This is a genomic window from Sandaracinaceae bacterium (genome assembly GCA_016706685.1).
Lineage (GTDB): Bacteria > Myxococcota_A > Polyangia > Polyangiales > Houyiibacteriaceae > JADJJE01.
Genome location: JADJJE010000024.1, coordinates 51,393 through 63,399 on the forward strand (window position 1 = coordinate 51,393; position 12,007 = coordinate 63,399).

The following is a 12,007-nucleotide window of genomic DNA, read 5'->3' on the forward strand; positions in this document are numbered from 1 at the left end:
CGTATCCTCGTGTTTCTCGGTGTTGGTGGGTCAGTTCCGCAGGGGAGCGTTCTTCATGAGCATGTGCTCCATGCGCGCCTGGCTCTTGGGCTCCTTGCACAGGGCCACGAAGGCCTTGCGCTCGAGCGTGAGCAGCTCGGCCTCGGTGATCTCGCGCGTGTTGCCCGCGGGCCCGCCGCAGAGCACCTCGGCCACCTTGCGCGAGATGAGCGCATCGTGGTCACTGGCGAAGCCGCCGTTGCGCAGCGTGTCGATCATCATCTGCACCGTGGCGATGCCGCTCTCGCCGGGGAGGCGGAACGCACGCGGCGCGGGCGGGTGGTAGCCGCTCTTGGCCAGGCCCACCGCGCGCTGCTTCGCCTCGTACAGGTGGCGTGCCTTGTCGAAGCTCACGCCGTCCGTGCTGCGGAAGTAGCCCACGCGCTGCGCTTCCACGGCGCTGGTGGCCACCTTCGCCATGGCGATGTTCTCGAAGGTCTTGGCGACCAGGTGGATGGGCTCCACCGTGGCGCCCTCGGGGATGCCCGAGAGGCTGCGCCACAGCAGGTTGAGGTTGCCCGCGCCGCCCGGGAGCAGGCCCACGCCCACTTCCACGAGGCCCACGTAGCTCTCCGAGTAGGCCTGCACGGTGTCGGACGCGAGGCACAGCTCGCAGCCACCGCCGACCGTCATGCCGAAGGGCGCCGAGACCACCGGGATGGTGGAGTACTTCATGCGCTGCACGGCCGCCTGGAAGTTGGCCACCATGCTCTCGAGGTCGTCCCACTTGCCGGCCTTCGCCGCCATGACCACCTCGAAGAGGTTGGCGCCCACGCAAAAGTGCGGGCCCTCGTTGAACAGCAAGAGCGCCTGGAAGTCCCGCTCCGCGATGTCGATCACCTCGGGGATGCCGTTGATGATGTTCGAGTCGATGGAGTTGGACTTGCTGGTGAAGGTCATGCAGAGCACGCCGTCGCCGATGTCCCAGGCCTCGAGGCTCTTGTTCTTGTAGACCGGCGCACCGCCCTGACGCATCTGCGCGAGGGTGATCTCGCGCGGGTCCAGGTCGCGCGCCACGTAGGCACCCTTGGTCAGGTCCCAGACGCGACCGTCGTTGGTGTAGAAGCTCTCGGCGCCGGCGGCCAGCATGGTGTCGATGCTGGCGGGCAGGGAGTAGCCCTCGGCCTTGAGGCGCTCGGCGGTGGCCTTGAAGCCCAGCGCATCCCACGTCTCGAAGGGCCCGAGCTCCCAGTTGTAGCCCCACTTCATGGCGTTATCGATGGCCTCGACCTCGTCCGAGATCTCCGGGATCATCGTGGCGGAGTAGCCCATGGAGGTGGCCAGCACGCTCCACGCGAACTTGCCCGCGGGGCCCTGGTCGGCGACGAGCTGACGCACGCGCTCACGCACGTCTTCGATGCCCGACAGCTTCTTGCAGAGCTTCTTGATGTCCTCGCTACCGCCCTTCGCGCGGTACTCGAGCGTGCCCGGGTCCAGCGTCAGGATGCCGTCCTTGGTCTTCTTGTAGAAGCCGCCCTTGGTCTTGTCGCCGAGGTACTTCAGCTCGACCATCTTGCGGACGAACTCGGGCACCTTGAACACGTCGCGCTGTGGGTCGTTCTCGAGCTCGGCCCAGCAGTTGTCGGCCACGTGCGCGAAGGTGTCGAGACCCACGATGTCGCCGGTGCGCAGGCTTGCGCTCTTGGGGTGGCCCATGGGCTCGCCCGTGATGGCGTCGATGTCCTCGGGGGTGAGGCCCTGCGCCAGCATCTGGTGCATGGTGTACAGCATGGCGTGGGTGCCGATGCGGTTACCCACGAAGTTGGGCGTGTCCTTGCCCACCACGATGCCCTTGCCCAGCTGGTTGCGCCCGAAGTCCTTGATGCGCTGAAGCGTCTTCGGATCCGTCGCGGGGCCCACCACGAGCTCGAGCAGCTTCATGTACCGCACGGGGTTGAAGAAGTGCATCACGAGGAAGTGGCTCTTGAAGCGCTCGCTGCGCCCCTCGAGCATGTCCTCGATGCGCAGGCCCGACGTGTTGGAGGCCACGACCGTGTCGCCGTCCAGCGTGGCGTCCAGCTTCTCGAAGAGGCTGCGCTTGATGCTCAGCTTCTCGATGATGGCCTCGATGATCAGGTCGCAGTCGTTGAGCTTCGCGAGGTCGTCCTCGGTGTTGCCCACGGTCACCAGCCTCACGATGTCCGGGTGGAAGAACGAGGCCGGGCGCGACTTGAGCGCCTTGTCGAGGCCGCCCGCGGCCCACGAGTTGCGCTTCGCGCGGCTCTTCTTCTCTTCTTCGGTGAGGTTCGGGGGCACGATGTCGAGCATCAGCACCTCGATCCCCGCATTGGCGAAATGCGAGGCGATGCCGCTGCCCATGACGCCGGCGCCGATGACGCCGACGCGCCTGATCGGTTTGCTCATGTTGCTGAAGTCTCCGCTGTGGGTGGACGGGTAGGGACCCCGGTCAGCCGTTTCACTGCCTGGGATGACGTGCATGTAAGCGTAATGTCGCCTGCGCGCCAGCCCTTCGTGAAGGCGGGCGACCTTGCAGCGCGAAGCCCACGCGAAGACGCACAGGCGACCCCCGCCTGCGCGCCGAACCCCTCGTCAGCCGTTCAGTGGCCGTGGCCGGCGTGGTCGTCTTCGGCCGGCGCGGCCTCACCAGCGGGAGCTTCGGCGGCACCCTCGGGCTCGGCCTCTGCCTCGGCGCCCTCACCACCTTCGGCCTCTGCACCCTCCGCCGCCACATCGCCTTCGGCGGCTGCGGTCTCGGGCCCCTGCGCCACGTGGTAGACGAGCATCAACACCATGATCACCAGCAAGCCGAGGCCCGTGGCCGGCAACCACATGGGCGTGTCGGCGGCTTCGTCTTGGATCTGCGGGAGGCCCGGAACATCGGGTTCGTCGTGGTGCTGGTCGGCCATAGGGCGGACCTTACAAGCCGGGTGGGCGCTGGCGCAAGCCGCGCCGCGTGGCTGTTGCGAGACAGGGGGCTGGATTGCGTGTAGGTAGGCGCGGTGACCGAAGGCACGAGCACCGGAGCTGACACCGCGTGGGCCAGGGCCACCCGCGTGGCGTCTCGCGTGGTGACGCCGAGTCGGGTGTCCTTCCTCGCGGGAGCGCTGGGCTGCGGAGTGCTCGCGTGGATGTTCTACGACCACGCGGTGAAGGCCAGCCTGGCCATCGACGGCGTGCGCTACTTCTGGATCGACGACGACCAGATGATCTCCATGCGCTACGCGCGCAACCTGGCCGAGGGGCACGGCCTGGTCTGGAACCCGGGCGAGTACGTGGAGGGGTACTCGAACCTCCTGTGGGTGCTGCTCATGGCGGCGGTACACGCCCTCGGGGCACCGGACACACAAGCCGCGCTGTGGGTGCAGGGCATCAACTTCGCACTGCATCTGGGGATCCTCTACTTGTCGCTGCGGCTCTTGCGTGTGTTCGTCCCGGACGCGCGCACCTCCGCCGTGCTGCTCGTGGCGGGGCTGGTGTTCTCCATGGACATCACCTTCTGGTCCGTGAACGGCTTCGAGACCAACCTCCTCGCGCTGCTGCAGCTCGGCTTCCTCGTGTCGCTGCTATCGCGGGGAGAAGGCTGGCCCGCGTGGCTCGCACTCACGCTCATCCCCCTCGTTCGCAGCGATGGCGTGCACGTCTGGGCCGGCGATGCGCTCCTGGCGCTGGCGCTCTCGAAGGACCGCTCGCGCACCCTCCGCTACCTGGCGCTCACGCTCGTTCCTCTTATCGCCCACTTCGGGTGGCGCCGCGTCTACTACGGCGACTGGCTCCCCAACACCTACTACCTCAAGTCGGTCGGCCTCCCGGACAAGACGCTCACGGGCTTGCTCTACGTGGGGCGCTTTCTGCTGCGCTACGGCGTGGTCCTCGCCATCGCGTGTGGTGCCGCAGCGGCGCTCGTGCGCAGCGACCGCCGGGCCTTTTCCTTCTTCGCCACGGTGTTCATCACTGCCGCCTACAGCTGCGTGGTGGGGGGTGACAACTTCGAGCAGTGCCGGTTCTTCGCGCACACGCTGCCGGTGGTCTGGGTCTTCGCCAGCCTGGCCGGCCACCTTCTCATTCAGCATCCGCTCGGCCGCGCGGGTCTCTACGTGGCCCTCGCCGCCACCCTCCTTCCACAGCGCGCCCCGCACGCCATCCATGCCCCGAGCGCCAACGGCGACCCGCACTACCAGATCGTCGTCGGGGTGATGTTGCGCGAGCAGGCGCTCCCGGACAGCACCGTTGCCGTGATCCCGGCAGGGTTCGTCCCCTACTTCAGCCGGCTGCGCGCTCACGACATGCTCGGCAAGACCGACGCGCACATCGCGCGGCTCCCCTACGTTCCGTTCGGGTTGCCAGCGCACGGGAAGTACGACCCGGAGTACTCCTTCGGGCGCAACCCCGACCTCGTCGTCAGCTGCCGCGCACGTGCGGTCGTCTCGTCGGCGCCGCGTCGCCTGGCCGAGTTCGAGCACCCTCAGGCGGACTATGCGTTCTCCATCCTCGCGTCGGAGCCGTTCCGCAGCCGCTACCTGCCGTACCGCATCGACAGCCCTTGGCTCGGGGCTCGATCGCAGGTGTACACGCACGCGGGCTCGCCTGAATTCGTGCGTCGGGCCCACTGGCGCGACCCCGTCGTGACCCCCTGACACGGTCGCGGGCGGCGGCCTGTCAGCGCGGCCGCACCAGCTTGAGCAGGTCGTGGTGCAGCTTGCCGTTGCTGGCGATGACGTTCGGCTCGTGGATGGTGTTCGTGCCGGCGAAGCTGGTGAAGCGCCCCCCGGCTTCACGCACCAGCACGGCGGCCGGGCACACGTCGTAGGGCCGGATGTCGAGATCGATCATGGCGTCCACCTTGCCCAGCAGGAGCTGGCGGTAGCCGTCGAAGTCCGCGAAGCCGCGGCAGGTGTAGATGCGCCCTCCGAGCTCCGCCGGAAGGTCCAAGCGACCGGCCGCGCGGAACTGGTCGAGCCCTCCGTGAGAGACCACGGCGTCGTCCAGCGAGGCCACCTCCGACACGCGCAGCGGGCGCCCGTTCATGGTGGCGCCGTGCCCCTTGACCCCCACGAACAGGTCGCCGCTGGCCGGCATGAGCGCCATGCCCAGCACCGGCTCGCCGTCGGCTTCGAGGCCCAGCAAGATGCTCCACGTGGGCAGCCCCCGCACGAAGGCGCGCGTTCCGTCGATGGGGTCCACCAGGAAGCGCAGCCCCGTGGTCATGGCGTCGTCACTGCCCGTCTCTTCGCCCCAGGTGCGCGCCTCGGGGTACTGCTCCGCCAGGAACCCCAGCAAGCGCTCCTCCACCAGCTGGTCGGCTTCGGTGACGGGGCTTCTGTCGGGCTTGCGCTGCGTGCGCGCGGCCACGCCGCCCGAGTACAGACGCAGGGCCAGCTCGCCGCAGGCCAGCAGCTCGTCGGTCAGCGCGCGCAGGCCAGCAGGGCCCCCGATTCGGTCGAGATCAAATGGCTCCATCCCCCTACGATTGCACGCGCGGACCAGGCGTGACAGGCCTCCCGCATGTCCACGCGCTCCCGTGCCTTCGTGCCCTGGCTGGCGGGTGTCGCGCTCGCGACGCTGGCGGTGGGCTGCGACGGCTGCACCAAGGCGGGCCAGCTGCGCGTGGACGGCGACTTCCCCTACGTGCGCTGCCTCGCCGTGGACGAGCGCGAGGCCGCCGAGTGGTCGGTGGGTGACCTCCGGCTCCGCTCCGAGGGGCGCGTGCTGACCATCGAGGGCATCGAGCCGCCGCTGCGCATGGCGGCCTTCGTGGGCCCCGGGCCAGGCAGCGCGGACCCTACACGGGCCCTCGGGGCGCTCGGCCCCCACGGCGCCAAGCTGGTGTGGGTGCTCGGTGAGCTGGGCGACAGCGAGGCCCACGCGCAGCGCACGCTCGCAGCCCTGGCGGCGTACCCGGGGGTATCGTTGGTGCTCGCCAGCGGGCGCGATGACTTCGACGTGCTCGAAGAGGCCTGGGACAGCCTCTCCGACGAAGCCGCTGCCCACGTCATCGATCTGCGCCCCTTCCGGGCCGTGCGGGTGGGGACCAGCGTCTTCGGTCTGACCTCCGGCGGGGCAGGGGGGCGCTACGCCCGCAACCGCTCCTCCTGTGGCTTTGGTGAGGACGACCTCGAGGAGGTCGAAGACGCGCTGCCGGACGCCGAGGAGGCGCGGCGCTTCATGGTGTCCTGGGCCGCGCCCGCCGGTGGGGTGGCCCGCGACGAGGGAGGCACCGACGGAGGCGATCCGGCCCTGGCCGAGTTCATGACCGACAACGGTATCGCCGGCGGCCTGTTCGCCTGGCCCCCGCACGGTGCCTGGTCGGGCAGCCGGGTGGGCACCGATCGCGTGACACCCTTGGAGGAGCGGGCGGCTGATCCAGCGGCCCAGGTGGTGGTGGGCCGCATCGCGGGGCCCCCTGTCGAGCGCCGCGACGGCTCCCGCGCTCCGAACGGGGCCCTGCTGCTGGAGGTGCGCGACGGAGGCTTGGCTATCCTCGGGCACGCCCCGAGCGCACCTTGACTTACCAGGGTCCGCCGCTAAGGTAGCGCGCTTCCGTGCGCCTAGCCGAGCACCACCATGCCCACGTTCACCATCAACACTGACGAGCTCAGCGAGTCCGGTAAGGAATACTCCTTCCCGGTCGAGCCGTCGTGGCTGGACACGGTCATGGAGGACGCGGGCCTGCGTGGTGTCCCCGGTGAGGTCGGCCAGGTGAAGGTCATTGCCCACCGCATCGTCGATGACATCGCCATCTCCGGGCGCGTCCAGGCCAGCATGCTGGGCACCTGTGTGCGCTGCCTCGAAGACATGCGCGTGGACGCCAACGTGAAGCTGTCGCTCAGCGTCAGCCCACGCTCGGCCGCCAAGGCGCTCCCCGAAGAGCTGGAGCTCACCCCCGAAGACCTCGACCGCGAGTTCTACGACGGCATGACCGTGGTGCTGGACGACGTGGTGCGCGAGAACCTCATCCTCGAGGTCCCCATGAAGCCGCTGTGCAGCGAGTCCTGCACGGGCATCGAGATTCCGGCGCATGTGCGCCCCCCAGCCGACTTCGGTGTGTCCGAGGAAGCGCTGGAATCCCTCAAGAAGCTCAGGCAGGCGCTCCCCGATGCGTCTGCACCAAGAAAATAGGAGTATCCCGTGGCCGTTCCGAAGCGACGCACCAGCCGCATGAAGCGCAAACAGCGCCGAGCCAACCATGACAAGGTGGCCGCGCCCAACCTGACCGCTTGCCCCACGTGTGGGGACATGATGGTGCCGCACCGTATCTGCCCGTCCTGCGGTCACTACAAGGGCCGTCAGTTCTTCCAGGGCAAGGAAGAGCTCGGCTGACGCGCTCGCGCGGCCGAGCACGTGTCCGATGTTCGATCTGACCAACAAGGTCGCCATCGTCACAGGCGGGTCGAGGGGGATCGGGCGTTCGGTCTGCGTGGCTCTCGCGCAGGCCGGCGCCTATGTCGTCGTCAACTTCCGCAGCGGTGAGGCCGCCGCGCAAGAGACGCTGGCACTCATCACGGCTGCCGGGGGGCAGGGCGAGGTGCTGGGCTTCGACGTGGCCGACCCGGACGCCAGCGAGGCGGCGGTGAAAGACGTGGTCGCGCGCAGGGGCCGGCTCGACATCTTGGTGAACAACGCCGGGGTGGCCATCGACCAGCTGCTGGCGCGGGTGAAGCCCGAGGACCTGCACGCCACCTGGGCCATCAACCTGAACGGCACCATCTTCTGCGCCAAGGCGGCCATCCGCCCCATGATGAAGGCCAAGACCGGTCGCATCATCAACCTGTCCAGCGTCGTGGCCGAGTCCGGCAACCCCGGGCAGGCAGTCTACTCGGCGTCCAAGGCAGGCATCATCGGCCTGACCAAGACGCTGGCGCGCGAGTACGCCAAGCGCGGCATCACCGTCAACGCGGTGTCCCCAGGCTTCATCGAGACCGACATGACCTCGTCCCTGCCGGAGGCCGCCCGCGAGGGCATCCTCACGCAGACGCCGCTCGGGCGCATCGGGCGCCCCGAAGAAGTGGCGGCCGCCGTGCTCTTCCTGGCCAGCGACGAGGCCGGTTACATCACGGGTCAAGTGTTACGCGTGAATGGCGGAATGTACGTTTGAAGACACGAGCGCGTTTGCCGTTGCACCACGCTGCTTTGCCCTTCACGCTGGCTTAAAATACAGAATCAATACCAGGAGACACGCATGGATATCGCCGAGAAGGTCAAAGAGATTATTTCGCAGCAGCTCGACGTGGACCAGGCGTCCATCGAAGAGAGCGCCAACTTCATCGACGACCTGGGCGCCGACTCGCTCGCCATCGTGGAGCTCGCGCTCGCGTTCGAGGAGCAGTTCGAGATCGAGATCCCGGACGAGCACACCGAGCAGATCCGCACCGTGGCGGACGCCATCGCGTACATCAAAGAGCACGCTGGCAAGTAACTCGAGTTCTCTTCGAGCAATCTTCGGGGGCGACGTCCTCGCAAGCTGAGCGGACCAACGGTAAGGAGCCAGATATGCGAAGGGTTGTGGTAACCGGCGTAGGCGCGGTCAGCCCATGCGGCGTGAACGTGGCGTCGACCTGGGAAAACGTTCTTCGGGGGAAGAGCGGAATCGCGCGCATTCAATCGTTCGATCCCGAAGACTTCGGGTCGCAGATCGCCGGGGAGTGCCGCGACTTCGATCCGCTCACCGTGGTGGAGAAGAAGCGACTTCGCGAGATGGCGCGCTTCATCCACATTGGGCTCGGAGCCTCGGCCGAGGCGGTGGCGCACGCCAACATCGACGGCCTGTCCGAAGAGGTGCGCGACCGCATCGGCACGTTCATCGGCGTGGGCTTCTGCGGCATCGAGTACTTCGAGGACACGTGCAAGACGCTGTTCGAGAAGGGCCCGCGGCGCATCACGCCGTACTTCATCCCGGCCACGATCTCGAACCTCGCCCCTGGTCAGGTCAGCATGCGCTTCGGGTTCCGCGGCCCCAGCTACACCAACACGAGCGCGTGCTCGTCGGGGGCTCACGCCATCGGCGAGGCCTTCAAGTGGATCGCGCGCGGCGGCATCGACGCCGCCGTGGCGGGTGGCACCGAGGCCGCCGTCACGCCCACCGGAGTGGGTGGCTTCGCGGCCATGCGCGCCCTCAGCAAGCGCAACGACGCTCCCGAGGCCGCCAGCCGGCCGTTCGACAAGGGCCGTGACGGCTTCGTCATCGGCGAGGGCGCGGGGGTCATGGTGCTCGAGGAGCTCGAGTTCGCGAAGGCGCGCGGGGCCAACATCCTCTGCGAGATCGTGGGCTACGGGGCCAGCGCCGACGCGTACCACCTCACCCAGCCTGCGCCCGAGGGCGAGGGCGGTCAGCGCTCCATGCGCATGGCGTTGATGGACGCGGGCCTGAACCCCGAGGACGTCACCTACGTGAACGCGCACGGCACCAGCACGCCCACCGGCGACATGCTGGAGCTGGGCGGCATTCGGAAGGTGTTCGGCAGCCACGCCACCAACGGCCTGTGCATCTCCAGCACCAAGAGCATGACGGGGCACCTGCTGGGCGCCGCGGGCGGGCTCGAGGCCGTGTTCTCGGTGCTGGCCATCCGCGACGGCGCCATCCCGCCCACCATCAACCTGGACGACCCCGAGGAAGAGACACAGGGTCTCGATCTGGTGCCCAAGGTGGGCCGCCAGACGCCGGTCAACGCCGTGCTGTCCAACTCCTTCGGCTTCGGCGGCACCAACGCCTCGCTCGTGTTTCGGAGGTTCTCGTGAGCACCAAGCCTGCCCTCGTGTTCGGCAGCGACCACGCCGGCCTCGCCCTCAAGCGCGTCCTCCAGAAACGCGCGGAGGAGCTGGGGTACACCGTGACCGACGTGGGGACACACGACGAGGCTTCCACGGATTATCCGGACTGGGCCCACCGAGTGGCGGCGCAGGTGGTGGCCGGGCAGGGCTGGGGCGTGCTGGTCTGCGGCACCGGCATCGGCATGAGCATCAGCGCCAACCGTCACAAGGGCGTCCGCGCGGCGCTCTGCGGCGACGTGTTCAGCGCCAAGATGACCCGCGCCCACAACGACGCCAACGTGCTGTGCTTGGGCGCCCGCGTGGTGGGCGAGGGGCTGGCCCTCGAGATCTTCGAGGCGTTTCTAGCGGCCCCGTTCGAGGGCGGGCGTCACCAGCGACGCATCGACAAGATCGAGCCGAATGCTTCGTGATAGAGTCCCCAGCCATGCGCTGGGTCGTACGTGATGTCGCAGGCGGGTTGCTGGTGGTTGCCTCGTTGGCCACCTGCGTCGAGGGCATGCTGCGCCTGCGCGACCACGACTACTTGGCCGCGCTGGCCGTGATCCTGCTGGGGCTCGCGCTGCTGGGCGCGGGCGTGGAGCTGCTGCGGCCCACGGTGGGGGAGTGATGCCCGTGCGCCGCAAGTTCGTCAGGGTGTTCGCCTGGCGCCCGCAGGGAGCCCTGCTGGTTGTGCTCGCGATGGGCTGCGGCAACGGCAACGACGCGCCCGCACCCGTTCCCCGGCCCGTGAGCGAGGCAGCGGTCGGCGACCAGGCCGTGGTGGCGCGGGTAGGTGAAGACGTCATCCGCGTCGCTCAGGTGGAGCAGTACGTGGCCACACACGGGGTGAGTCCGCGTGAGGCGCTCCGCGCCCTCGAAGACGACGCGCTCCTGCTGCAGGAGGCCCGCCGGCAGGGGTGGCAGACGGCCGACGTGGGCGCCCAGCAGCGCGCCGAGGAGCAGCTGTTCGCGCAGCGTGTGCTCCTGGACATCGAGCGCGAGCACCCGCTCGATGGGCCGACCGAAGCCGAGGTCGACACCTACCTGCGCGAGCACTTGGCGGAGATCGTCCGCGAGGAGCAGCGGGACTGCGTGCAGGTGCTGGTGCAGGTGCCGCCCGGCGCCACCGAGGAGCAAGAACGCCTCGCCCAGGCGTACGTGGAGCGGACGCTCGAGCGTATGCGGGCCGAAGGTGTCTCCGCCGTGTGGTCCAGTCAGCCGCCCGAATATCAGGGGCTCCGGGTACTGTCGCAATACCTGCCCCCCGCCAGCCCCAGCACGGACATGCCCGACGAATTCCGACGTGCGCTGTTCGGGCTCACCGCCCCGGGGGCAGCAGCAGAGCCCGTGCACACCGCCAACGGGTGGCATGCCGTGGCCGTCACGGACATCCACGCGCCCATCGCCCCCGATTCGCCGAGAGCGCGTGAGGTAGCCCGCGAGCGGCTGGTCACCGTGCGTCGACGCGAGGCCATGACTGCGCTCATCCGAACGCTGAGCCAACGCTACCCCGTGAGCGTCGAGCGCGAGCACCTCGAGGCCATCTTGCCGGCCCTCGGAGAGCCGTCGGGGCCCGCCACGTGAGCACCCCCGAGGCGCCCTGGCGTGATGCCATCGAGACCGAGCGCGACCAAGTGGAGAGCGCGTTCACGCCCATCTTGCGCGCGCTCTTCCGTTCGGCACCGGGGGTCATCGCGGCGGTCTTCGTGGATCACGAGGGCGAGTGCATCGACTATTGCGTGGGGATCGACCCATACGATGCAAAGGTGGCCGGGGCCCACCTCATCCTGGTGCTGAGCGAGATTCAGCCCCGTGTGGTGAGCTTGATGGCCGGTGATGCGCTCGACTTCATCGTGTTCGGGAGTGAGCGCGATCTCATGCTGCGGCGTGTGTCCGACGGCTTCGCGCTGGTCATCCTGACCAGCAGCGGGACGCTCGACGAGTCGCTCATGGAACACATCGAGATGGTGGTGCAGGCCATCCGCAACGAGCTCCATGAGGCGGCGCCCATCTGGGACGTGCGTCTCGCGCCGCTCGACGTGGTGGTGCGCCCCTCCGGTCCATGGGTCTTTGCGCCCGAGGTCGTGAAGCGTGGCGACGAGCGCATCGCCATCCTGGATGTCATGGGGCGGTGGGAAGAAGGGGAGCACCTGCCAGGTGGCAAGCTGGTCTGCTTCCGGGTGCACACCGAGCACTATCGCGAGCTGACCCTGGCGTACGACGTGTCCAACAAGAGCTGGTTCGCCTGGTGAAGGCGCGGGCC

General features: G+C 68.5%; 14 protein-coding genes. 11 read left to right on the plus strand and 3 right to left on the minus strand.

What is annotated here, in order from left to right:
• Nucleotides 1-30 precede the first annotated feature (30 nt).
• Complete coding sequence (locus IPI43_24750) at nucleotides 31-2,403, minus strand: 3-hydroxyacyl-CoA dehydrogenase/enoyl-CoA hydratase family protein (GenBank protein ID MBK7777296.1); 2,373 nt, start codon at nucleotides 2,401-2,403, stop codon at nucleotides 31-33.
• A 194-nt stretch (nucleotides 2,404-2,597) separates the two neighbouring features.
• A complete protein-coding gene (locus IPI43_24755) occupies nucleotides 2,598-2,906 on the minus strand; it encodes a hypothetical protein (GenBank protein ID MBK7777297.1) in 309 nt (102 codons plus the stop codon).
• A gap of 93 nt (nucleotides 2,907-2,999) precedes the next feature.
• Here IPI43_24755 and IPI43_24760 point away from each other — a divergent pair, with 93 nt between their 5' ends.
• Nucleotides 3,000-4,634: a hypothetical protein gene (locus IPI43_24760; protein ID MBK7777298.1), complete on the plus strand. Its 1,635-nt coding sequence runs from the start codon at nucleotides 3,000-3,002 to the stop codon at nucleotides 4,632-4,634.
• Nucleotides 4,635-4,656: 22 nt separating this feature from the next.
• On the opposite strand, the gene IPI43_24765 is transcribed toward IPI43_24760, so the two are convergent.
• A complete protein-coding gene (locus IPI43_24765; protein MBK7777299.1) occupies nucleotides 4,657-5,457 on the minus strand; it encodes a histidinol phosphatase in 801 nt (266 codons plus the stop codon).
• Nucleotides 5,458-5,502: 45 nt separating this feature from the next.
• On the opposite strand from IPI43_24765, the gene IPI43_24770 reads away from it, so the two are divergent.
• The 10 genes from IPI43_24770 to IPI43_24815 all read left to right on the plus strand — a co-directional run bounded on the left by IPI43_24770 (nucleotide 5,503) and on the right by IPI43_24815 (nucleotide 11,996).
• On the plus strand, nucleotides 5,503-6,504 hold the full coding sequence (locus IPI43_24770; GenBank protein MBK7777300.1) for a hypothetical protein: 1,002 nt from the start codon (nucleotides 5,503-5,505) through the stop codon (nucleotides 6,502-6,504).
• A 57-nt stretch (nucleotides 6,505-6,561) separates the two neighbouring features.
• Nucleotides 6,562-7,116: a DUF177 domain-containing protein gene (locus IPI43_24775; protein ID MBK7777301.1), complete on the plus strand. Its 555-nt coding sequence runs from the start codon at nucleotides 6,562-6,564 to the stop codon at nucleotides 7,114-7,116.
• Between the two features lie 9 nt (nucleotides 7,117-7,125).
• Nucleotides 7,126-7,317: a 50S ribosomal protein L32 gene (gene rpmF, locus IPI43_24780; protein MBK7777302.1), complete on the plus strand. Its 192-nt coding sequence runs from the start codon at nucleotides 7,126-7,128 to the stop codon at nucleotides 7,315-7,317.
• A 28-nt stretch (nucleotides 7,318-7,345) separates the two neighbouring features.
• Nucleotides 7,346-8,092 carry a 3-oxoacyl-ACP reductase FabG gene (locus IPI43_24785; GenBank protein ID MBK7777303.1) on the plus strand — a complete coding sequence of 249 codons (747 nt, stop codon included), beginning with the start codon at nucleotides 7,346-7,348 and terminating at the stop codon, nucleotides 8,090-8,092.
• An 84-nt stretch (nucleotides 8,093-8,176) separates the two neighbouring features.
• Nucleotides 8,177-8,413, plus strand: a complete 237-nt coding sequence (locus tag IPI43_24790; protein MBK7777304.1) for an acyl carrier protein — start codon at nucleotides 8,177-8,179, stop codon at nucleotides 8,411-8,413.
• A 74-nt stretch (nucleotides 8,414-8,487) separates the two neighbouring features.
• Entirely contained in the window at nucleotides 8,488-9,732 is a 1,245-nt protein-coding gene (fabF, locus tag IPI43_24795) for a beta-ketoacyl-ACP synthase II (GenBank protein MBK7777305.1), read from the plus strand.
• Between the two features lie 17 nt (nucleotides 9,733-9,749).
• The gene (rpiB, locus tag IPI43_24800) at nucleotides 9,750-10,175 is read left to right on the plus strand and encodes a ribose 5-phosphate isomerase B (protein ID MBK7777306.1); all 426 of its coding nucleotides are present in this window, start codon (nucleotides 9,750-9,752) and stop codon (nucleotides 10,173-10,175) included.
• 14 nt (nucleotides 10,176-10,189) lie between these two features.
• Complete coding sequence (locus IPI43_24805; protein MBK7777307.1) at nucleotides 10,190-10,372, plus strand: hypothetical protein; 183 nt, start codon at nucleotides 10,190-10,192, stop codon at nucleotides 10,370-10,372.
• Between the two features lie 5 nt (nucleotides 10,373-10,377).
• Nucleotides 10,378-11,328: a peptidylprolyl isomerase gene (locus tag IPI43_24810; protein ID MBK7777308.1), complete on the plus strand. Its 951-nt coding sequence runs from the start codon at nucleotides 10,378-10,380 to the stop codon at nucleotides 11,326-11,328.
• Nucleotides 11,325-11,996, plus strand: a complete 672-nt coding sequence (locus tag IPI43_24815) for a hypothetical protein (protein MBK7777309.1) — start codon at nucleotides 11,325-11,327, stop codon at nucleotides 11,994-11,996. The genes IPI43_24810 and IPI43_24815 overlap by 4 nt, the downstream gene beginning before the upstream one ends.
• The last annotated feature ends 11 nt before the right edge of the window (nucleotides 11,997-12,007 follow it).

What these genes read in the sequence shown, in the direction of transcription:
- IPI43_24775 (MBK7777301.1), top strand. Translation starts at nt 6,562, where the DNA reads ATGCCCACGTTCACCATCAACACTGACGAGCTCAGCGAGTCCGGTAAG.
- IPI43_24755 (MBK7777297.1), bottom strand. Translation starts at nt 2,906, where the DNA reads ATGGCCGACCAGCACCACGACGAACCCGATGTTCCGGGCCTCCCGCAG.
- IPI43_24770 (MBK7777300.1), top strand. Translation starts at nt 5,503, where the DNA reads ATGTCCACGCGCTCCCGTGCCTTCGTGCCCTGGCTGGCGGGTGTCGCG.
- IPI43_24785 (MBK7777303.1), top strand. Translation starts at nt 7,346, where the DNA reads ATGTTCGATCTGACCAACAAGGTCGCCATCGTCACAGGCGGGTCGAGG.
- IPI43_24790 (MBK7777304.1), top strand. Translation starts at nt 8,177, where the DNA reads ATGGATATCGCCGAGAAGGTCAAAGAGATTATTTCGCAGCAGCTCGAC.
- IPI43_24765 (MBK7777299.1), bottom strand. Translation starts at nt 5,457, where the DNA reads ATGGAGCCATTTGATCTCGACCGAATCGGGGGCCCTGCTGGCCTGCGC.
- IPI43_24805 (MBK7777307.1), top strand. Translation starts at nt 10,190, where the DNA reads ATGCGCTGGGTCGTACGTGATGTCGCAGGCGGGTTGCTGGTGGTTGCC.
- fabF (MBK7777305.1), top strand. Translation starts at nt 8,488, where the DNA reads ATGCGAAGGGTTGTGGTAACCGGCGTAGGCGCGGTCAGCCCATGCGGC.
- IPI43_24750 (MBK7777296.1), bottom strand. Translation starts at nt 2,403, where the DNA reads ATGAGCAAACCGATCAGGCGCGTCGGCGTCATCGGCGCCGGCGTCATG.